Source organism: Ruegeria sp. 6PALISEP08 (assembly GCF_001238295.1).
GTDB lineage: Bacteria > Pseudomonadota > Alphaproteobacteria > Rhodobacterales > Rhodobacteraceae > Ruegeria.
The window spans coordinates 290,612-311,391 of sequence record NZ_LGXZ01000001.1; the positions used below are offsets into that span (position 1 = coordinate 290,612).

The 20,780-nt window shown below is 58.9% G+C and carries 22 protein-coding genes; 15 read left to right on the plus strand and 7 right to left on the minus strand.

Going from position 1 to position 20,780, the window contains the following annotated elements; all coding sequences use genetic code 11:
* Positions 1-142 precede the first annotated feature (142 nt).
* From ALB80_RS01490 to ALB80_RS01500, 3 genes are read left to right on the plus strand one after another with little or no spacing between them, the layout of a single operon-like run.
* Positions 143-1,609 (plus strand): leucyl aminopeptidase, encoded by a 1,467-nt coding sequence (locus ALB80_RS01490; RefSeq protein WP_050602241.1) that lies wholly within the window; start codon positions 143-145, stop codon positions 1,607-1,609.
* A gap of 4 nt (positions 1,610-1,613) precedes the next feature.
* Entirely contained in the window at positions 1,614-2,072 is a 459-nt protein-coding gene (locus ALB80_RS01495) for a DNA polymerase III subunit chi (RefSeq protein WP_050602242.1), read from the plus strand.
* Between the two features lie 30 nt (positions 2,073-2,102).
* Positions 2,103-3,149: an aldo/keto reductase gene (locus ALB80_RS01500; protein ID WP_050602562.1), complete on the plus strand. Its 1,047-nt coding sequence runs from the start codon at positions 2,103-2,105 to the stop codon at positions 3,147-3,149.
* Positions 3,150-3,225: 76 nt separating this feature from the next.
* On the opposite strand, the gene ALB80_RS01505 is transcribed toward ALB80_RS01500, so the two are convergent.
* A complete protein-coding gene (locus tag ALB80_RS01505; protein ID WP_050602563.1) occupies positions 3,226-4,212 on the minus strand; it encodes a GlxA family transcriptional regulator in 987 nt (328 codons plus the stop codon).
* Between the two features lie 133 nt (positions 4,213-4,345).
* Here ALB80_RS01505 and ALB80_RS01510 point away from each other — a divergent pair, with 133 nt between their 5' ends.
* The 4 genes from ALB80_RS01510 (at position 4,346) to ALB80_RS01525 (ending at position 7,869) form a co-directional block, all read left to right on the plus strand.
* Positions 4,346-5,260: a 3-keto-5-aminohexanoate cleavage protein gene (locus ALB80_RS01510; protein WP_050602243.1), complete on the plus strand. Its 915-nt coding sequence runs from the start codon at positions 4,346-4,348 to the stop codon at positions 5,258-5,260.
* A gap of 61 nt (positions 5,261-5,321) precedes the next feature.
* Positions 5,322-5,639, plus strand: coding sequence for a hypothetical protein (locus ALB80_RS01515; protein WP_050602244.1), 318 nt, complete (start codon positions 5,322-5,324; stop codon positions 5,637-5,639).
* An 8-nt stretch (positions 5,640-5,647) separates the two neighbouring features.
* Positions 5,648-7,114 (plus strand): carnitine 3-dehydrogenase, encoded by a 1,467-nt coding sequence (locus ALB80_RS01520; protein WP_050602245.1) that lies wholly within the window; start codon positions 5,648-5,650, stop codon positions 7,112-7,114.
* Complete coding sequence (locus ALB80_RS01525) at positions 7,111-7,869, plus strand: SDR family oxidoreductase (protein WP_050602246.1); 759 nt, start codon at positions 7,111-7,113, stop codon at positions 7,867-7,869. The genes ALB80_RS01520 and ALB80_RS01525 overlap by 4 nt, the downstream gene beginning before the upstream one ends.
* Before the next feature lies 1 nt (position 7,870).
* On the opposite strand, the gene ALB80_RS01530 is transcribed toward ALB80_RS01525, so the two are convergent.
* A complete protein-coding gene (locus ALB80_RS01530) occupies positions 7,871-8,053 on the minus strand; it encodes a hypothetical protein (protein WP_050602247.1) in 183 nt (60 codons plus the stop codon).
* Positions 8,054-8,132: 79 nt separating this feature from the next.
* On the minus strand, positions 8,133-9,002 hold the full coding sequence (locus tag ALB80_RS01535) for a helix-turn-helix domain-containing protein (protein WP_050602248.1): 870 nt from the start codon (positions 9,000-9,002) through the stop codon (positions 8,133-8,135).
* Between the two features lie 108 nt (positions 9,003-9,110).
* Between ALB80_RS01535 and ALB80_RS01540 the strand changes: the two genes are divergently transcribed.
* Genes ALB80_RS01540 through ALB80_RS01550 form a run of 3 tightly spaced genes read left to right on the plus strand, consistent with a single transcriptional unit; the run spans position 9,111 to position 11,133 of the window.
* Positions 9,111-9,314 (plus strand): DUF2061 domain-containing protein, encoded by a 204-nt coding sequence (locus ALB80_RS01540; protein ID WP_050602249.1) that lies wholly within the window; start codon positions 9,111-9,113, stop codon positions 9,312-9,314.
* A complete protein-coding gene (locus ALB80_RS01545; RefSeq protein ID WP_050602250.1) occupies positions 9,307-10,209 on the plus strand; it encodes a fatty acid desaturase in 903 nt (300 codons plus the stop codon). Before ALB80_RS01540 ends, ALB80_RS01545 begins: the two co-directional genes overlap by 8 nt.
* A 21-nt stretch (positions 10,210-10,230) precedes the next feature.
* The gene (locus tag ALB80_RS01550; protein WP_050602251.1) at positions 10,231-11,133 is read left to right on the plus strand and encodes a hypothetical protein; all 903 of its coding nucleotides are present in this window, start codon (positions 10,231-10,233) and stop codon (positions 11,131-11,133) included.
* Here the strand turns inward: ALB80_RS01550 and ALB80_RS01555 are convergent.
* The 4 genes from ALB80_RS01555 to ALB80_RS01570 form a co-directional block, all read right to left on the minus strand.
* Complete coding sequence (locus tag ALB80_RS01555) at positions 11,130-12,491, minus strand: DEAD/DEAH box helicase (RefSeq protein WP_050602564.1); 1,362 nt, start codon at positions 12,489-12,491, stop codon at positions 11,130-11,132. The genes ALB80_RS01550 and ALB80_RS01555 overlap by 4 nt on opposite strands.
* Positions 12,492-12,676: 185 nt before the next feature.
* A complete protein-coding gene (locus ALB80_RS01560; protein ID WP_050602252.1) occupies positions 12,677-13,606 on the minus strand; it encodes a glycosyltransferase family 2 protein in 930 nt (309 codons plus the stop codon).
* A complete protein-coding gene (locus ALB80_RS01565) occupies positions 13,603-14,346 on the minus strand; it encodes a hypothetical protein (protein ID WP_050602253.1) in 744 nt (247 codons plus the stop codon). The genes ALB80_RS01560 and ALB80_RS01565 overlap by 4 nt, the downstream gene beginning before the upstream one ends.
* A gap of 49 nt (positions 14,347-14,395) precedes the next feature.
* Positions 14,396-16,000: a peptide chain release factor 3 gene (locus ALB80_RS01570; RefSeq protein WP_050602254.1), complete on the minus strand. Its 1,605-nt coding sequence runs from the start codon at positions 15,998-16,000 to the stop codon at positions 14,396-14,398.
* A 109-nt stretch (positions 16,001-16,109) separates the two neighbouring features.
* Here ALB80_RS01570 and ALB80_RS01575 point away from each other — a divergent pair, with 109 nt between their 5' ends.
* The 5 genes from ALB80_RS01575 (at position 16,110) to ALB80_RS01595 (ending at position 20,770) form a co-directional block, all read left to right on the plus strand.
* Positions 16,110-16,472, plus strand: a complete 363-nt coding sequence (locus ALB80_RS01575) for a nuclear transport factor 2 family protein (RefSeq protein ID WP_050602255.1) — start codon at positions 16,110-16,112, stop codon at positions 16,470-16,472.
* Positions 16,473-16,545: 73 nt separating this feature from the next.
* On the plus strand, positions 16,546-17,325 hold the full coding sequence (locus tag ALB80_RS01580) for an SDR family oxidoreductase (RefSeq protein WP_050602256.1): 780 nt from the start codon (positions 16,546-16,548) through the stop codon (positions 17,323-17,325).
* 2 nt (positions 17,326-17,327) lie between these two features.
* Complete coding sequence (locus ALB80_RS01585) at positions 17,328-18,440, plus strand: hypothetical protein (RefSeq protein WP_050602257.1); 1,113 nt, start codon at positions 17,328-17,330, stop codon at positions 18,438-18,440.
* A 107-nt stretch (positions 18,441-18,547) separates the two neighbouring features.
* A complete protein-coding gene (locus ALB80_RS01590) occupies positions 18,548-19,600 on the plus strand; it encodes a methyltransferase domain-containing protein (RefSeq protein ID WP_050602258.1) in 1,053 nt (350 codons plus the stop codon).
* A gap of 45 nt (positions 19,601-19,645) precedes the next feature.
* A complete protein-coding gene (locus tag ALB80_RS01595) occupies positions 19,646-20,770 on the plus strand; it encodes an ABC transporter ATP-binding protein (RefSeq protein ID WP_172677847.1) in 1,125 nt (374 codons plus the stop codon).
* Positions 20,771-20,780: the final 10 nt, after the last annotated feature.

Sequence of the window (20,780 nt, forward strand, 5' to 3'; positions counted from 1 at the left end):
TTTCGTGCCACGTCTTTCTCCCCCGAGCCTGCCGGTTATTTTTGCGGGACCTTAATGCAATTGATGGGCGGGGAAAACTGCTATCTGGTCAAGTCGTGCAGCGCGGGCTAGGTCTTGGGGAACAGAATTTGAGGAGTTTGCAATGAGCAGTCTGGTACCGATCCGCTTTCAGGAGTTTGACTTGGATGCGATGGCGCAGGCCGAAGGGCAGGTGGCCATCATCATTCCATCTGATGGTAAGATGAACCCTGCGGCCCGTCGGGCCAACCGCCTGACGAAAGGTGCGGTAGCACGGCTGGTCGAAAGTGAGTCATTTGAGAAAGTAAAAACGGGTGACGTGATCTCGCTGGCATGGCCTTCCGGGATGGCGGCCGAGGCGCTGTACATTCTGGTGCTGCCGCGCCGCCCCGAGGCGGACGAGGCGCGCAAGGCAGGGGCGGCGCTGGCCAAGCGTGCGGGCGGCAAGGACGTGCTTGTGATGGCCGGTAATCAGGCGCGCACCGAAGAGCTGGCTTTGGGCATCGCGTTGCGCAGTTATGACTTTGACGTGCACAAAAGCAAGGAAAGCGAAGGCACCGGAACCGTCACGATCAGCCATTTGAAACCTGACGAGGCTGAGGCGGAATTTGCGCCGCTTTATGCAATCGCGGATGGCGTTCGTATGACCCGCGACCTGACCAACGAGCCCGCAAATGTCTTGACCACCACGGACTTCGCCGATCGTCTGGTCGAGATGCAGGAGTTGGGTCTTGAGGTTGAAGTTCTGGACGAGGACAAACTGGCCGAGTTGGGGATGCGTACATTGCTGTGTGTCGGGCAGGGCTCGGACAGCCCGTCCAAGGTGGTCGTCATGCATTGGAAAGGCGGAGAGAACGGCGATGCGCCGCTGGCTTTGGTCGGAAAAGGTGTGGTTTTTGACACCGGGGGCATCTCGCTGAAACCTGCGGGCGGCATGGAAGAGATGACCATGGATATGGGCGGCGCAGGTGTTGTCGCCGGTACCATGCGCGCGCTTGCCAAGCGCAAGGCCAAGGCCAATGTCGTAGGTCTGGTTGGGTTGGTCGAGAACATGCCATCAGGAAATGCCACGCGCCCCGGCGATGTGGTCAAGTCGATGAAGGGCGACACGGTCGAGATCATCAACACCGATGCCGAGGGTCGTTTGGTTCTGTGTGACGTGATGTGGTACGCGCAGGAACGGTTCAAGCCCGTGGGCATGATCGATCTGGCGACCCTGACCGGTGCAATCATCATCGGGCTGGGGCATGAGAATGCGGGCGTGTTTTCGAACAACGATACGTTCTGTGATGCTTTCCTGAAATCGGCCAAGGCCGAGGATGAAGGCGCGTGGCGGATGCCGTTGGGCGATGCTTATGACAAGATGCTGAAATCGCGCATCGCGGATATGAAGAACGTGGGTGGTCGGCCTGCGGGTTCGATTACCGCCGCGCAATTCCTGCAGCGTTTTGTCAAAGAAGAGACCCCCTGGATTCACCTGGACATCGCGGGTGTAGCCTCGGTTTCGTCCGAGACATCTTATGCGCCCAAAGGCGCCACCGGCTGGGGCGTGCGCGCGCTGAGCCGGTTTGTGCAGGACAATTTTGAGTAAGCAGATGGGCGCTGTCTATTTCTACCACCTGACCCGCCAACCGCTGGAGCACACCTTGCCGGTGCTGCTGGACAAGGCACGGCAGGCCAGGTGGAAGATCGCCGTGCGGGGCACTGACCCTGCGCGGTTGGACTGGCTGGATGAGAGACTGTGGCTGGGGTCCGAAGACGGGTTCCTGCCGCATGGCCGCGACGGTGGCCCCCATGACGCTGACCAGCCCATACTGTTGACCACTGGCTCTGACGCTGCCAATGGCGCGACTTGTGTGATGATCGTGGATGGCGCGCTGGTTGAGGCGGAGGAAGTCGCCACGCTGGAGCGAGTGTGCATTCTGTTCGATGGCAATGACGACATGGCCGTTCAGCACGCGCGCGGGCAGTGGAAAGCGCTGACCGCTGCGGGATGTGCGGCACAATACTGGTCGGAAGAATCCGGGCGGTGGGAAAAGAAGGCCGAAGCCTGACGGGCAACGCCATTTTCAGGAGAGTTGATGATGCAGATGAAGCCCTTGGGCCGTACCGGAATTATGGTGAGCGACCTGTGCCTTGGGACAATGACCTTCGGCACTCAGACATCCCAGGCGGATGCGCACAGACAGATGGACATTGCTTTGGAAGCCGGGATCAACTTTGTGGATGCAGCCGAGATGTATCCGGTGAACCCGGTCTCGAAAGAAACGATCGGGCGCACCGAAGAAATTCTGGGCAACTGGAACGCGGCCAATGCAGCGCGGCGAGGGGATTACATTCTGGCGACCAAGCATTCCGGCGAGGGGTTGTCCTATGTGCGTGATGGTGCGCCGATAACAGGCAAGACGATCCCCGAAGCGATTGAAGGGTCGCTGAAGCGGTTGCAGACCGAGTGCATTGATCTCTATCAGTTCCATTGGCCGAACCGCGGCAGTTACATGTTCCGTCAGAACTGGGACTTTGCTCCATCCGGGCACAATACAGACGACGTTCTGGAGAATATGCAGGACTGTCTGGAGGCGCTGCAGGCACAGGTCGACAAAGGCAACATTCGAGCGTTTGGTTTGTCTAACGAAAGCGCCTGGGGCACGGCGCAATGGGTGCGTTTGGCCGAAAAGACGGGCGCGCCGCGCGTGGCGTCGGTTCAGAACGAGTATTCGCTGCTCTGCCGTCTGTTTGACACGGACATGGCCGAACTGTGTGTGCATGAAGATGTCGGCCTTATGGCGTTCTCGCCTTTGGGCACAGGGCTGCTGACAGGCAAGTATCAGCGTGGGGCGGTGCCCGACGGCTCGCGTATGTCGCTTTCGCCTGAATTGGGTGGGCGCAAGTCTGATCGGGTGTTTGATGCCGTCGCAGCCTATCTGGAAGTGGCCGCGCGACATGGATTGGATCCGACGCATATGGCCTTGGCCTGGTGTCGCACCCGGCCATTCATGATGTCGTCCATTTTTGGCGCGACCACGATTGAGCAACTTGAACATGTTTTGGCCGGTGCGGATTTGACGTTGTCAAAGGAAGTGCTGGCTGAGCTGGATGGAGCCCACAAGGCGCATCCGATGCCGTACTGAGGGAAGGGGGCTCTGCCCCCGTCGTGCTGCGCACGCCTCCCCCGGGATATTTTTGGCCAGATGAAGTTGGATCCCGTCAGTGATGGGTGGGATGCGCGCGCTCTTGTCTGAGATCGCGGGCTGACAGGCCGTGTGTGGTGCGGAAGGCGCGGGCGAAGCTGGATTGTGATGCGAAACCAGTGGCCAGCGCGACATCCATCAGGGGCATGTCTGTATCGGTGACCAGACGGCGCGCCTCGGCCAGGCGGAGTTGCAGATAATGATCCTGCGGCGTGGTGTTCAGGCGCAGGCGGAACTGTTGCTGCAAGGTGCGTGAGCTGGTGCCCAGTCGGTCTGCGATATAGGCAAGCGGCAAGGGGTCATCCAAAGATTCCTGCATCAGTGAGTTGGCCTTGGCGGTCAAAGCCGTGTGGCGGTGCGGCGCGCCAGTGCGGCTTTGCGGTTTGGCAGGGTCCGGCGCACCCTCATAGAGGAACAGGCCCGATACGCGTGCGGCGAAACCTGCGCCGTGACGGGCGGCGATGATGTGCAGCATCATCTCGACCGCCGGGATCGCTCCGCCCGATGTCAGCCGGGCGTCCGAGACAGTGAAGCGGTCGGGGCGTACATCCACTTCCGGGAAGCGGTCGGCGAAGTTTTCCAAGTCTTCCCAATGAGTGGTGGCAGCGTGAGCGTCGAGCAGGCCAGCCTCGGCCAGCAGCCAGGGGCCGCCATCGATGCCAGCCATCGTTGCGCCGGTGCCTGCAATGCGGCGCAGACCGGCCAGCAGGCTGGGGGTGGCGTGGCGGGCCAGTTGGAAGCCTGCGACAACGATCATCAGATCACAGTTTTGCAGCCGCGCCAGCGGAATGCCGGGCACTTGCAGGGCGCTGGTCAGCATCGCGGGTTCTGGTGTGGCGGTTACATAGTCCCAGTCAAAGGCCGGGCGGTCGGCAAGACGGTTGGCTGCACGCATCGGGTCGACGGCCGAGGCAAAGCTGAGCGTGTTGCAGTCATCAAGCACCAGCACCGCCGTTTTCAGGGCGCGATGTTCGGGTTGCAGTATGTTTTTTGCGGATTGCATCAAGTTCGATTCGCATTTTGCCAAGTTGTTTCCCCAAAGCTGCGCCAGAGTCGGGTACGAACGCAAATCGGAATCCGGGGAAAAGCCTGGGGAAAACTCAGGTCGAAACCGGGTATAACTTGGGGAAAACACCATGCCTCTGGAAATGAACCGCGACGTCTTCATCACCTGCGCCGTGACCGGCTCGGGTGGTACTCAGGATCGTAGCCCTCATGTGCCACGCTCGCCGCAGCAGATTGCCGACAGCGCGATAGCTGCCGCCAAGGCCGGGGCCGCGGTCGTACATTGCCATGTACGCGACCCCGAGACCGGCGCGCCAAGCCGCCGGTTGGATTTGTATCGCGAGGTGACGGACCGGATTCGCGACGCCGATGTGGATGTTGTTCTGAACCTGACGGCTGGAATGGGCGGGGACATTGTCTTTGGCGGCGTCGAAAGCCCATTCCCGGTGAACGAGGCCGGAACCGACATGATCGGCGCGTCGGAGCGTGTGGCGCATATTGCCGAATGTCTGCCCGAGATCTGCACACTGGATTGCGGCACCATGAACTTTGCCGAGGCCGACTATGTCATGACCAACACCCCCGGTGCGCTGCGCGCCATGGGACAGATGATGACGGATATGGGTGTTAAGCCCGAGATCGAAGCCTTTGACACCGGGCATCTGTGGTTTGCCAAGCAATTGGTGAAAGAAGGGATTTTGGAACCCAATGCTCTGGTCCAGCTGTGCATGGGCGTACCGTGGGGCGCGCCGGACGATCTGAATACCTTCATGGCGATGGTCAACAATGTGCCTGACGATTGGACGTTCAGCGCATTCGCGCTGGGTCGCAACCAGATGGCCTATGTGGGGGCATCGGTGCTGGCGGGCGGCAACGTGCGTGTCGGGCTCGAAGACAACCTGTGGCTGGGCAAGGGCGAATTGGCCGAGAACTGGCAACTGGTCGAACGGGCGGGGACCATCATTGAGAATATGGGCGCGCGAGTCATAGGGCCGCAAGAGGTGCGCGAGAAACTGGGGCTGGTGAAACGCGCGCCAAAGGGCTGATCTGCTTGCGTCGGGTGACAAAATCGGAAAGCTCAGGGGTGTCAGCAGAAGGATGATAACCATGCGGGCGGTTGTTGTAACATGCGCGGCCATTATGGCGGTATGCCTGCCCCGAGAAGGGGCGGCACAACCCACAGAGGACGCCTCAGCCCGTCAGGAGTGCGAAGCCAAGGGGGGACGCTATGAGGTAGGCGGGCGGATCCAGCAGTTTATCTGCTTTGAACCCTTGCCCGACGCCGGAGCGTCCTGCGAAAAAGCCTCCGATTGTGCAGGGTTCTGCCTATCGGACACCAAACAATGCAGTGCCATCACGCCAAAATTCGGATGCACCGCGCATCTGGACGAGGCGGGTCAGGCGCAAGTGATCTGTATCGATTAGAGGACGACATGACAAAGACGGCAGCAATCATCGGGGGTGGGGTTATCGGCGGCGGATGGGCCGCGCGGTTCCTGCTGAATGGCTGGGACGTACGGGTGTTCGACCCGGACCCAGAAGCAGAACGCAAAATCGGTGAAGTCCTGGATAATGCGCGGCGGTCTCTGCCGGGCCTGAGCGACGTGCCGTTGCCGCCCGAAGGCGCGCTGAGCTTTCACGACGACATGGCCGACGCGGTACAGGGTGCAACGTGGATTCAGGAAAGTGTGCCCGAGCGGCTGGATCTTAAGGTGAAGGTCTACAAGGGCTTGCAGGAGGCTTGTGATCCGGGCGCAATTATCGGGTCCTCAACCAGCGGTTTCAAGCCGTCCGAGTTGCAGGAGGGCGCGCTGCGGCCTGAACAGATCGTTGTGACGCATCCGTTCAATCCGGTCTACCTGTTGCCACTGATCGAGCTGGTTCCAACCGACAAGAACGCGCCCGAGATGGTCGAGCTGGCGCAGGAACTGCTTAAATCGGTCGGATTTTTCCCTCTGCACATCAAAAAAGAGATCGACGCGCATATCGCCGACCGTTTTCTGGAAGCCGTCTGGCGTGAGGCACTGTGGCTGGTCAAGGACGGCATCGCGACTACGGAAGAGGTGGATGAGGCGATCCGCATGGGCTTTGGCATCCGTTGGGCGCAGATGGGCCTGTTTGAGACCTATCGCGTTGCCGGTGGTGAGGCCGGGATGCGGCATTTTATGGCGCAGTTCGGTCCGGCACTGAAATGGCCGTGGACCAAGCTGATGGATGTGCCCGAATTCACCGACGAGCTGGTCGACATGATCGCCGATCAGTCGGATGCACAATCGGGAATGCATTCGATCCGCGAGTTGGAGCGCATTCGCGACAACAACCTTGTGGGCATGATGCGGGCACTCAAGGCGCAGAATTATGGGGCGGGCGCGGTGCTGAACCAGCATGATGCGCTGCTGAAACCGGGTGCCTTGCCAACGCTGGATCAGGCGGATCTGAGTCAGCCAATCCTGACCCTGTCCCGAGCCGTCCCGTTAGATTGGACGGACTACAATGGCCACATGAATGAGGCCAGGTATCTGGAAGCCTTTGCCGCAGCGACCGACCGATTCATGGAGATCATCGGATGCGATATGGAGTACATATCGTCGGGCGGCAGCTATTTCACCGCAGAAAACCACATTCGTTACATCGACGAGGTCAATGCGGGTGCAAAGATCGAGGTGCGCACGCAGATGCTGCTGGGGCAGGGCAAGAAGCTGCACGTGTTCCATAGCATGTATGAAGGCGACAAGTTGCTGGCCACGGGCGAAAGCTTCTTGCTGCACGTCAGTCTCGAGACGCGCCGACCGAGTCCTCCGTCTCCTGAGATTGAGGCGGCGATGGCGCGGATTGCCGAGGCTCAGTCCGCGTTGCCTTACCCAGAAGGCGCGGGGGCCGGTATTCGGAAGCCGTCATGAACCGAAGGGTTCTGGTGACGGCTGGTGCGTCCGGTGTCGGTTGTGCCATGGCGCAGGCATTTGACGCTGCTGGATATGAGGTCTGGGTCACGGATATCGATCAGGCCGCGCTAAGTTCTGTGCCTGGTCACTGGACGACACATTCCGCCAATGCCTCGGATGAGGCTGATATGCGCGGTGTCTTTGATGCTGTTTCAGAGGCAGGCGGGTTGGATACCCTGTGTGCCAATGCCGGAATTGCGGGGCCAACAGATGCAATCGAAGACATCGACCTGACCGCATGGCGGGCCTGTATTGCGGTCAATCTGGACGGAGCGTTTCTGGCCGCCAAATATGCCGCGCCTTTGATGAAATCGGCACGCTCGGGCAGCATCATCCTGACCTCGTCGACGGCAGGTCAGTACGGCTATCCGTTCCGCGCGCCGTATGCTTCGGCAAAATGGGCGGTGATTGGCTTAATGAAAACGCTTGCCATGGAGCTGGGTCCACATGGCATACGCGCAAACGCTATCTGCCCGGGCGCAGTGGAAGGCCCGCGCATGGAGGGTGTTCTGGCCCGTGAGGCAGAGGCCAAAGGCATGAGCCGCGAAGCCGTGTACCAAGGCTATGCCTCGGGCACGTCCATGGGGCGCTTTGTCGAGGCGCAGGACATCGCCAATATGGCCGTTTTCCTGGCGTCCGACGCGGCGCGGCTGGTGTCGGGTCAGGTCATCGCGGTGGACGGCCATACGGTCAATCCTGACCCGAAGCTGTAATCTAACCCTGGTTTGGCCCTCTAATCTGGCGGATGGACTGGCGGACCGCCTGCCAGTCCTGTGCTTCCTGCTGGTTTCCGGCTGCCTCGCATTCGCGCATTTTCTGCGCAGCTTCCGCCTCGGCGCGGTCTCCGTGAGCGGCATAAAGGGCACGTGCGTATTGAGCCGTTTGTATTGCGTCCATTCCTGTGGTCCTCCGTCTGTGATCGGAATGCCCGAAGGTTCGCGCCAAGGGACAATAGCACAGTATCGACCAGCCTGCATCAAGTGCCTTCGGAAATCCCGGATCTGAGCTGTCGCAGGTGGTTGGGAAAGTTCCGGGCGGTCACGTCGGCTTCGCGTACAAGCGTGTCGAAGTGGCGGGTAAAAGTTTCGATTCGGTCCCGGTCGCGGAACGCCATATAGTGACTGCCCGCGTAAAACACGCAAAGCAGGGGGCCGAAAACCGTCACCGGAGCGCAATAAAGCCGTTTGGCATCGAACAGATAGATACGCATTCTGGGGTAAAGCTGATCACATAATGCAAGCAGGCGGTCGATCTGTTCCAGCCGCACCTGCGGGCTGAGGCCGTGATAATACCCTGTGGCGCTTGCAAAGCTCTCGATCTCGAACAGGGGCATGGCGATTTCATAGTCCGATTGCGCACTGCGCATCCAGGTCAACCTGTCCTCGGACGCGCCGATGGCCTGATCCGACGTTCGCCCCAGATGCGGGGCATATTCCCATTCCAGCACGGCACGGGTCTTGAGCATGTCAGGCAGTTTGGCCGGGACATAGCGAATCTTGTAGCCAGCGGCCTCTTTGTGCCACTCGAAGATCCGTTCATCGACCAGCGCGCGAGGGGCTTTGGTAAAGGTCAGAGAGCCGGCCAGAATCTCGGCTGCGCTTTCAGGCCTGTCGGAAAGGCTCAGCAACCAGTCGGCGGATACGCCGAGCGCGGTCGCACATCCCCCGACCACATGCGCGTTGGGCAGGCGCGCGCCATGCCCGGTCAAAAGCTGCGATACGGTCGAGCGGTCCACACCGATGTCACGCGCAAGCGCGCTTTGGGTGACGTTGCGCATTTCCATCGCACGGGCAAGGCGTTGTCGAAACTGCGCGGCGCGGTCTCTTTTGTCTACTTTATTCTGCATGTGGTGATAAATATCATAGTTGCTGAATTTTGTTAATCATATTCGGAATTTCCACCATGACCATCGAACTGTAACCCTTTGAAAAAAGCAAAAAGACTGAGGGTCGGAATGGAAACTCGACAAAGATCTGTCGTGAAAGCAATCGTTTGGAATGTCATGGGGCTTGTCACCATGACTGTGGTGGGGCTGATTGCAACGGGCTCGGCCACTGTGGGCGGGGCGGTGGCGGTGGTGAACACGGCCATTGGCCTGACCATGTACCTGATCTACGAGCGGGTTTGGGCAGGCATCTCGTGGGGGCGCAATGGCTGAGCGCCCCACATCCCAACCCCCTGAATGGGGCACGTTTTTCCTGATCATTGCCTGTTATTCGGCGTGGATTGCCGGGCTGTTCTGGCTGGCGAGCGTGTCGGTGTGGCTGGCCGTGCCAGCCCTGGCTGTTGTCGCCGCATTGCATTCGTCACTGACGCATGAGGCCCTGCACGGTCACCCGTTTCGCACAAAATGGATTAACGAGGCGCTTTTGGCGCTGCCGCTCACGCTGTTCATCCCGTTTAATCGTTTTCGGGATCTGCATCTGGCGCATCATCAGGATGCCGCGCTGACCGATCCGTATGACGACCCGGAATCGAACTATCTTGACCCCAAGGTCTGGTCGAAATTATCGCGTGGCGTACAGCTGCTTCTGACACTGAACAACGCGCTTCTTGGGCGCATGATATTGGGCCCGGCCATCGGGCAGGTTCTGTTTCTGCGTGACGAATGGCGTGGATTGCGGCACTGGGACAAAGACATCCTGCTGGCCTGGGCTTTGCACCTGCCGGGTGTTGCGGTGGTGCTGTGGGTGGTTGCGCAGTCGGCGCTGCCGGCCTGGGCCTATCTTATCTCGGCCTATCTAGGGCTGTCTCTATTGAAAATACGCACCTTTCTGGAGCACCGCGCGCATGAGAAGTCACGGGCGCGCACGGTCATCATCGAAGATCGGGGGCCGCTGGCTTTATTGTTTCTGAACAATAACCTGCACGTGGTTCATCACATGAACCCCAACGCCCCCTGGTATCACTTGCCGCAACTGTACCGGGACGGCAGAGACAGGTATCTGGCCTGTAATGAGGCATACGTATACCGGTCTTATGCGCAGATTTTCCGGCAGTACTTATGGCGCGCGAAAGACCCTGTGCCGCATCCGCTCTGGCCAAAGTCCTGATTTGACGACACAACGGGTGACATGAGTCTCTGGATCCCTGTCACCATCGCCGCCGCCAGTTTTCAGACGGTACGTTTCATGCTGCAAAAATCCCTGAGCAGCGTGAAACTGTCTGCGGTTGGCGCTACGTTTGCGCGTTTTGCCTATTCCATGCCGTTGGCTGTCGCGGGGTTGCTGGTCGCTTTGCATGTGACGGGGGCAAGCCTGCCACCTCTCAGCCCTTTGTTCTGGACCTACGCGGTGATCGGCGGAACTGCGCAGATACTGGCGACGATTTGCGTTGTTGCCCTGTTCAAACAGCGCAATTTTGCGGTGGGGATCACCTTCAAGAAAACCGAAGTGATTCAAACTGCGATTGTCGGCTTTCTGGTTCTGGATGATCGCGTTTCATCAGGTGCGCTGGTGGCTATTGTGTTGGGTCTTGCCGCGGTTCTGCTGCTTTCGAAAACACCTGGCGGCGATGCGGCTTGGTGGCGACATCTGACCAACCGCGCCTCACAACTTGGGCTTGGCTCGGGCGTTTTGTTTGCCTTTTCCGCCGTCAGCTATCGCGGCGCTTCGCTGCAACTGGGCGACGTCGATGCGTGGTTCCGGGCACTGGTCACTCTGGCCGCCGTTGTCACGTTTCAGTTCGTCAGCATGGGGCTTTGGCTGTTGTGGCGGGACCGGTCCGAGCTGATCGCAGTCTGGCAAACACGGTCTACCGGTGTGTTTGTCGGGCTGACCAGTCTGGGTGGATCGTTCTGCTGGTTCTGGGCTTTCACCTTGCAAAACGCGGCATACGTCAAAGCGCTGGGTCAGGTCGAACTGCTCCTCAGCCTGATGGCCTCGATCCTGGTGTTCCGCGAAACGATCACCCGGCGAGAGATCGCCGGAATGACCTTGCTGGGGTTTTCGATACTGGCGCTTGTGATGGCGATTTAACCAGCGCGACGCTCATCAAAACTGAGCGCAATGAAGCTGGGCAGATGATCACCCATCCCCACAACGGCCGGACCGTTGTCGGTTTTGCGGCCCCGCCCGCGCCCTTTGGGTTCACGCTCTTTCCGGTTGTCCCTAGCGCTTTCCGATTCCCTGACATTTTTCTCGGGCTTCGGTTGCTCAGACTTGGCTCTTTCGGGCTTGGGCTCTTCCTTGATCGGATTATCTATGCGCGGAATTTCTTTCTGGATCAGCTTTTCGATCGCAGTCAGGGCCTTTTCATCTCGGCCTGAGCAGATCGTAATTGCTTTACCTTCGCGCCCGGCGCGGCCGGTGCGGCCGATACGGTGTACATAATCCTCGGGGTGGCCGGGGACGTCGAAATTGAACACATGGCTGACGGCCGGAACGTCCAGACCGCGCGCAGCGACGTCCGACGCGACCAGCAGACGCAATGATCCGTCGCGGAATCCGTCCAGTGTTTTCATCCGCTGTGACTGATCCAGATCGCCATGGATTGCTGACGCATCATAGCCATATTTCTTCAAAGATTTCGCGCAGATATCGACATCTGTTTTACGATTACAGAAGATGATCGCGTTGGTACACTTTTCACCCTCGGCGTCGATCAGTGCGCGCAGCACGTTGCGCTTCTGGCTTGCCTCACGATCCCGGCGGCCGCCTTTGAACATGACAACGCCCTGTTCGATCGTTTCAGATGCGGTCGCTTGGCGGGCGACTTCAACACGAGCAGGGGCAGACAGGAAGGTATCTGTGATTCGTTCGATCTCGGATGCCATGGTCGCTGAGAAAAACAGCGTCTGCCGGGTGAACGGCGTCAGCGAGAAGATGCGTTCGATATCAGGGATAAAGCCCATATCCAGCATCCGGTCGGCCTCATCCACCACCATGATCTGAACGCCGGTCAGCAACAGCTTGCCGCGTTCGAAGTGATCCAGCAGGCGACCCGGTGTGGCGATTAGAACGTCAACGCCCCGGTCGATCAGCGCATCTTGTTCCTTGAAGCTGACGCCGCCGATCAGCAGCGCCTTGGTCAGCTTTACATTTTTGGCATAGGTATCGAAATTCTCGGCTACCTGCGCGGCCAGTTCCCGCGTCGGGCACAGAACCAGCGAACGCGGCATCCGCGCACGTGCGCGGCCACGGGCCAGCAGGGTGATCATCGGCAGGGTAAAGCTGGCGGTTTTGCCAGTGCCTGTCTGCGCTATCCCCAGAACATCGCGCCCTTCCAGAGCGGGCGGAATCGCGCCCTCCTGAATCGGAGTGGGGGTTTCGTACCCGGCTTCCTCAATGGCTTTGAGGACCTTCGGGTTCAGGTTCAGTTCGTTGAATTTTGTCATGTAAGTCCGGTTTTTGCGGACACTTGACCTGGCCCGCGCGTCTAAGATGTGCCGGGCCCGGTTGGCCATGCGCGCAATGCGCCGTATCGGCTTGATGGCGGACATAACAAAAACGTTGGTCAGGGTCAAATGAAGACCGCTTAATCCAGGTTGCGCGGCAGCGTGTCAGGATTTTTCGCAACAATTCAGCAGGTTCCGGGGAAGTGTTTCGCCAGTTTTTTGTCCAGGTCCAAGGGGCGGTGACGCAACAGGCCATGCTGGTCCAAACGGGCGCGGATATTGGGGTCTGCGCCGCTCATCTCATCGTAAAACGCGCGCAGCCCGTCCATGCCTTGTTCGGCCTCGATCCAGTTGAACAATTCGTTTTTGTTCAGACCACCCTGTTCTCGCGGCACATTGGGGGCCATGCCTGCCTGATACGAGCCACGATTCTTGCGAAATTGATAATGCCCGATCCAGTGGTCCCAATCCGGTGCATGCCGGTGGCACAGATCGACGTCCGGAAGCTCGAACTTGCAGGGCAGCAATTTTTTGTTCTGATACAGGTTGTGGATGCGAAAGCTCAGCTTTTCCAATCCTGTCCGCACAAAAAGCTTGCCCTGCACGTGGCTCAGGAAGCCGCCGAGGATGAAGGCTCCATAGGTCGGGTAAAGCGTTTCGACCAGGCTGTTCCGCCCGGGGCTTTGGGGGATATGTGCCTTGTACAGATCCACGCCCCCTGCCAGTGCCTCGATCGGACGGACACGCGCCGCGTGAACATGGCGCGGCACCTCTTGCAGCGTGCCTGCAATCGGTTTTGCGGACCACAGGAACTCGTCCACATCGATATGTGCCAGCCAATCCATCGGTGTGGACCGATAGGTGAGCGTGGCATTAAGGGACTGGCGGACCTGATGTTTCTCGGGGCGCGGGCGACCTTGCTTTTGCCAGAAGGCGTCATCGCACAGTTGCACCTGCACTCGGGGGTGATCGTCGAGCGCCTGGAAGGTGCGTGGGTTGGGCTCGTCCATGAAGACATACAGAACATCCACCTCCAGATCGAGGTGATGCGCCGCGAACCGAAGAACGTCTTCGGTCGGGCCCCGGACCATGGACACGATCCCCCAGGTGGTCATTTGCGCGGCTTGCGTGTTTGGCGCATATGTTCCAGTCGACGGAATATACTGCCGGGGTCCTGGTTCAGCTCGGTCATCAGATGATCGACCAGCGCCGAGATAGTGGGATCATTCAAAGCCTTGGTCCAGACCGGAGCGATCAGATTCACGTCCAGACCGCCTTTCTGCAGGGAAAATCCCCGCATCTGATAGGGAAGGGGGGCGTGGTTTTTGTCTTGATACTGAAACGCTGTCTCGGGCGGCAGGCCCGAGAAGAGCCGCTCGTATTCATACAGCTTCATCATGCCGAACAGTATCCGCAGGGCGTGGCCAACCTCGCGCTGGGTTGCGGTTTGCCCGTGATCGGCAAAGGTCTGTACCGAAGACACCAGCCACCGCAGATCAAGCGCGCTCAAAAGGTGTTCTGATTGCTCTTGCCACAGGCGGCAAAACAGGGCTGGTGCATGACGCGGAAAAGACCGTTTCCGCAGGTTCGAGATCAATTGAGCATTCAGAAAGGCAAGCTCGGAATTCCCCACGAATTCCCTGGCAATCTGGGCGCGTTTGCGTTGCCAGCGCGTATTGCGGCCGGGTGGCAGTGCGGTGGCCGATTCAGGCACCTTCTGCCGGGCCAACGCGTCCAGATCGACGTCCAGATCGGGCAGGGGATCGATGCCAAACTGAAACGGGTTGCGCCGGGATTCGTAGCGGTCCAGCATCTGCGGCAGGCCGCCCGGAAAAGTCAGGTCGTCGTCACTCATGCGCGCAGGATTGCACAGCCGGGTTCAGCTGCGCAATCAGCCAGTTGCCTCAGGTCATCATCTCTTTGGTGGCGGTCAGGTTCAGCGCCGGATAGTCGCGCACGACCCGGTCGATATCCCATTGCAGGCGGGTCAGGTAAACGATGTCACCGTCGTGATCATGGGCGATATGCTGCTTGTTGGCATTCACGAACTTTTCAACCTCGGCCTTTTCACCGTTGACCCAGCGGGCCGACGTGAATTGCGAAGCCTCAAAGCGTACGGGCAGGCCATATTCCATCTCGATCCGACTGGCGAGCACTTCGAATTGCAGCGCGCCGACGACGCCGACGATAAACCCCGAGCCGATCGAAGGTTTGAACACCTTGGCCGCGCCTTCTTCGGCGAATTGCATCAGCGCCTTCTCCAGATGCTTCGCTTTCATCGGGTCGCCGGGGCGCACTGTTTGCAGCAATTCCGGTGCGAAAGAGGGGATGCCGGTGACGCGGATCGCTTCACCTTCGGTCAGCGTATCACCAATGCGCAGTTGCCCGTGGTTGGGGATGCCGATGATATCTCCGGCCCATGCCTCTTCCGCCAATTCCCGGTCAGAAGCCAGGAACAACACAGGGTTGGAAATTGCCATCGGCTTTTTCGACCGCACATGGGTCAGCTTCATGCCGCGCTTGAAGTGACCGCTTGCCATGCGGACAAAGGCAACCCGGTCGCGGTGCTTGGGATCCATGTTGGCTTGCACCTTGAAAACAAACCCGGAGACTTTCTTTTCGTCCGGCGAAATCTGGCGGGGTTCAGCGGATTGAACCTGCGGCTGCGGGCCATAGGCACCGATGCCTTCCATCAGTTCCTTGACGCCGAACGAATTGATGGCCGAACCGAACCAGATCGGCGTCATATGCCCTTCCAGTACCGCCTGTGGGTCAAGCTTGGGCAGCAACTCGCGCGCCATCTCGACCTCTTCCAGCAGTTTTTCCAGCAGATGCTCGGGCACGTGCTCGGCCAGTTTCGGGTCGTCCAGACCGTTGATCTCGATGCTTTCTGCCACCTTGTTGCGGTCGGCGCGGTCCATCAGTTCCAGCCGGTCGCGCAGCATGTCGTAACAGCCAATGAAGTCGCGACCTACACCGATCGGCCACGCGGCAGGCGTGACGTCGATGGCCAGCATTTCCTGAATTTCGTCGATGATCTCGAACGTGTCGCGGCTTTCGCGGTCCATCTTGTTACAGAAGGTCAGGATCGGCAGATCGCGCAGGCGGCAGACCTCGAACAGCTTCTGGGTCTGGCTTTCCACACCTTTCGCGCCGTCGATCACCATTACGGCCGCGTCCACGGCGGTCAGCGTGCGATAGGTATCCTCGGAAAAATCCGAGTGACCGGGTGTGTCCACCAGATTGAAGCGGAAGTTTTCATAGTCAAACGACATCGCCGAGGCCGAGACCGAGATGCCCCGATCCTTTTCCATCTGCATGAAGTCCGACCGCGTCCGTCGTGCCTCGCCTTTGGCGCGCACCTGTCCCGCCATCTGGATCGCGCCGCCGTACAAAAGGAACTTTTCCGTCAGCGTGGTCTTGCCCGCATCCGGATGCGAGATGATGGCGAATGTCCGGCGCCGGGCAATCTGGGGCGGCAAGGCGGGTTGGTTCGAGGTGTCAAGCATAAGCGCGCGTATATGCGGTGAATCCTGCCGAAGCAAGACAAAGGGGGTGGTTCGAATCATACGTCTGTGGCAATAAGAACATATAGTGAACAAATTATGGAGTGGATCAATGAATTTGAAAGAGATCGCCGACGAATTGGTGGCCGGTTGCCGGGAAAATCGTGCCAAAGAGAACCTTGAAAAGCTTTACGCCCCTGACGCCGTTTCGGTCGAAGGGCAGGACTTTCAGGGAATGGGTCGGGAAACCAAAGGGGTCGAAGCCATCCGTGGCAAGCATGAGTGGTGGGAAAACGCCCATGAGGTTTCCGGTGCGTCCGTCAGTGACCCGTTTCCCCATGGCGACGACCGTTTTGCCGTGATCTTCGAAGTGCAGGGCAAGGTGAAGGAAAGCGGTGAAGCGTTCGATATGCGCGAAGTGGGTGTTTATCACGTCGCTGACGGCAAGATCGTTCGGGAAGAGTTCTTCTATTAATCACCAAGCCGTTTCTGGTCTTCCCTGTCTGGCCGGTGCTAGACATGCGGCAATGACTGACAGGGAGGATCCGATGGATCTGGGAATTCGAGGAAAACGCGCGCTGGTTTGTGCCAGCAGCAAAGGGTTAGGTCTGGGCTGTGCTGAGGCTTTGGCGGCTGCCGGTGTGAACCTTGTGATGAATGCACGTGGTTCTGACGCTTTGGAGGCCGAGGCGGCTCGACTGCGGTCAGAGCATGGCGTTGAGGTGCAGACGGTCGCATGTGACGTGACAACCGCCGAGGGTCAGGAACAGGTCATAGACGCCGCGCAGGACGTTGATATTCTTGTGACAAACGCAGGCGGACCTCCTCCGGGAATGTGGTTGGACTGGGAGCGCGATGATTTCATCAAGGCGCTGGACGCCAACATGCTGACCCCGATTGCGTTCATGAAAGCCCTGCTTCCCGGAATGATGGACAAGGGCTGGGGTCGTGTGGTGAATATCACCTCGCAATCCGTGCGTGCGCCGATTGCGGTTCTGGGCTTGTCGAATGCGGCACGGACCGGATTGACCGGATATGTGGCGGGAACGGCCCGTCAGGTTGCGCCTCATGGCGTCACAATCAACAACCTGTTGCCGGGTATTCATGCCACGGATCGAGCGGATTCGCTGGACAGCGGGGTGGCAGCGCAGCAGGGCATCACGATGGACGAAGCGCGCGCCAACCGCGCGGCGACAATTCCGGCTCGACGTTATGGCTCGCGGCTGGAGTTTGGTGCGACCTGCGCATTCCTGTGCTCGCAACACGCGGGCTTCATTGTCGGCCAGAACATCCTGCTGGATGGCGGCGCGACCAATGTGACGATGTGACTATGGCGCAGGGTTATTCGTTAAAGGATCAGTTATTCAACGCTGATAAGACGCGCTATATCAGTGGGTTATTTGCGAGTGCTGAACCGGCGTTCGATGCCTCGGCGTTTCAGGCGCAAGTCATGTCGCGCCTGCCTGAACTGGAATTGAAAGAGCGTATGGCCTGGATCGCAACGTGCCTGCAACAGGCCGTGCCGGGGGATTTGCCAGCGGTTGCTCCGGTGATCCTGCGTGCCTTGCCACCGCCTTTGGATCCCACGAAAACAGATGATGATTTCGGGGATTTCATCTTTGGACCATTGGGTGAGTGGGTCGCAGACATCGGGCTGGATCACGTGGATCTGGCATTGGATGTTCTGGAAGAGTTAACCCAGCGGTTTTCAATGGAATGGGCCATTCGGCCCTTTCTGAACCATGACCCGGACAAAGTGCTGGGGCGGATGCAGGACTGGTGCACCCATGACAGCTATCATGTGCGCCGATTGGTCAGCGAGGGCACACGACCCCGGTTGCCTTGGGGGCAGGGTATTGATCTTGGGCTGACCGATCCGCTGCCTCTTTTGGACCGGCTGCACAGTGACACCACCAGGTATGTGACGCGGTCAGTGGCCAATCACCTGAACGACATCACGAAGAAGGACCCGGATTTGGTGCTGGGGCGTCTGGGCGATTGGCGCTCTGAGGGACGTCAGGTCGCGGCAGAGCTGGACTGGATAACCTCTCATACGCTGCGCGGCCTTGTCAAAGCGGGGCATCCGGAAGCAATGAAGATGCTGGGATATGATCCGGATGCTGGTATTGCGGTTGTGATTGATCTGATTTCCGAAGCGCGCATTGGCGAGGCGCTTGAGTTTTCGGTTGAACTGAGCGGGCATGGTGAACAACCGGTTCTGGTCGATTATATTATTCACTTTCAACGCCCTGGGGGGAAAACCTCAGCTAAGGTTCATAAGCTGAAGCAGGCAGCTTTGAAAGGCGGCAAGCTGAAGCTGGCCAAGCGTCACAAGTTTAAGGGTGATGCCACGACGTTCAAGCTGGTGCCCGGAGCACATCGGTTGGAAGTTCAGGTAAACGGTGTAATCCGCGCTGGATTGGATTTTGATCTGCTGGGCTAAAGCTGCGCCGGAAGGCTCACGGTTTCGTCAGAAACACCTTCCCCGGATTGCGAACGAGAGGTAGCTGCATTAGCTGCGATGCAACCACTTACAAGGGGAAGAGCGCGATGAAGCATGAATCGGTGCAGAATTATTATGGTGAAGTCCTGCAAAGCAGCGCGGATTTGCAGACCAACGCGTGCTGCACGCCCGATGACATGCCGGATCACGTCAAAAAGATCCTCTCGAAAGTCCATGACGAGGTGCTGACCCGGTATTACGGCTGTGGTCTGATCGCGCCTCTGGATCTTGAAGGCATGTCGATCCTCGATCTGGGCTGCGGCGCGGGGCGTGACGTCTATGCCTTGTCGGCCATGGTGGGCGAAAAGGGTCGGGTGGTCGGTGTGGACATGACGCCCGAGCAGTTGGATGTTGCCCGCGCGCATCAGGACTATCATGCCCAAGCCTTTGGGCATGCAAAAAGCAACGTTGAATTCCATCACGGGTATATCGAAAAACTGGATGAACTGGACCTAGAACCGGGATCCTTCGATATCATCGTGTCGAACTGCGTGATCAACCTTGCAACCGACAAAGATGCTGTTCTGCGCGGCGCGCATCGGCTTCTGAAAGAGGGCGGCGAGATGTATTTCTCGGACGTCTACGCAGACCGCCGTATCCCGCAGGCGATGGCCGAAGATGAGGTTCTGTATGGCGAATGCCTGTCGGGTGCTTTGTACTGGAATGACTTCCTGTCGATGGCGCGCAAAGCCGGTTTTGGTGATCCGCGTCGCAAGACGCACCGCCCGTTGACCATCGAAAACCCCGTGCTTGAAGCACGTGTGGCCCCGCTGAAATTCCTGTCGGCCACCTACCGCCTTTTCAAACTGCCCGCGCTGGAACCGGCCTGTGAAGACTATGGTCAGGCGGTGATCTATAAGGGCACCGTGCCCAATGCGCCGCATGAGTTTGTTCTGGACGATCACCATATCATCGAAACCGGCAAGGTCTTTCCGGTCTGTGGCAACACATGGATGATGTTGCAGGATACACGGTTCGCGCGGCACTTTGATTTTATCGGCGACTTCTCGACCCATTACGGCATCTTCGATGGCTGCGGCGGTGAAAGCCCGTTTGAGGCCGTGGGTGAGGCCGCATCTTCGGGCGGTGGTTGCTGCTGATCCCTTGCACCTGAGAGGCGGGGTTGCTATCCCCGCCCAAGCCCGATGGAATTGATCGGGAAAGGCAAATGGGGTCCATCGGTGACAGGTAACGCATCTCCTCCGCGTTTGGAAATTCGCAACATTATCTGCCGGTTCGAAGGGCGGGTGGTCGTGGATGACGTGTCACTGACCGTGCAAGCGGGGAAGGTGACCTGTTTGCTGGGGCCGTCAGGTTGCGGCAAGTCCACGACGCTGCGCATGATCGCCGGGGTCGAAATGCAGGACTCGGGTGAGATTTACGTCGATGGCAAGCTGATCTGCGACACGGTGTTCCGGGTGCCGCCGGAACGGCGCGAGATCGGTCTGATGTTTCAGGATTTTGCGCTGTTCCCACATCTGAGCGTGGCCAATAACGTGGCATTCGGTCTGAAAGGCACCAAGGACGAAAAGCGCGCCCGGGTTGAGGAATTGCTGCGCAAAGTAGACCTGATGCGCTTCATCGACGGGTTTCCGCATCAGTTGTCGGGCGGTGAGCAGCAGCGTGTGGCATTGGCCCGCGCATTGGCGCCGCGCCCGCGGATCATGCTGATGGATGAACCGTTCTCGGGCCTCGACAACCGTTTGCGAGACGGCATTCGGGACGAAACACTGGCCATCCTCAAGGAAGAGGATGCCGCCGTTTTGCTGGTCACGCACGAGCCGGAAGAGGCGATGCGCATGGCTGACGAAATCGCCCTGATGCGACGCGGCAAGATCGTCCAGCAGGGCGCGCCCTATAACGTTTATACCCGCCCGGCAGACAAGGCGGCTGTAGCATTTTTTAGTGATGTCAACGTGTTGCGCGCGCAGGTGAATGGGGCGTTGGCGGATACGCCGTTTGGTCAATTCCTTGCGCCGGGTATTCCGGATGGAACGGATGTCGAGATCGTTTTCCGCCCGCAGCACGTCAAGCTGGATTTCGACCGAAACGGCAAGGGACCTCTGCCCACGCCGACGGATGGTGTCGCGGCGCGCGGTGTCGTTGAACGCGCGCGCTTCCTTGGCAACGAAAGCCTGATAGAATTTCGCATGGACTATGACGGTTCGATCCTCAGGGCCACGGTTCCGAATGTCTTTGTGCCGGGTCCGGGCAGGGTCATGTGGCTGACTATCCGACGCGACCGGTGTTTCGTTTTCCCCGACACGTAAGTTCAACCGC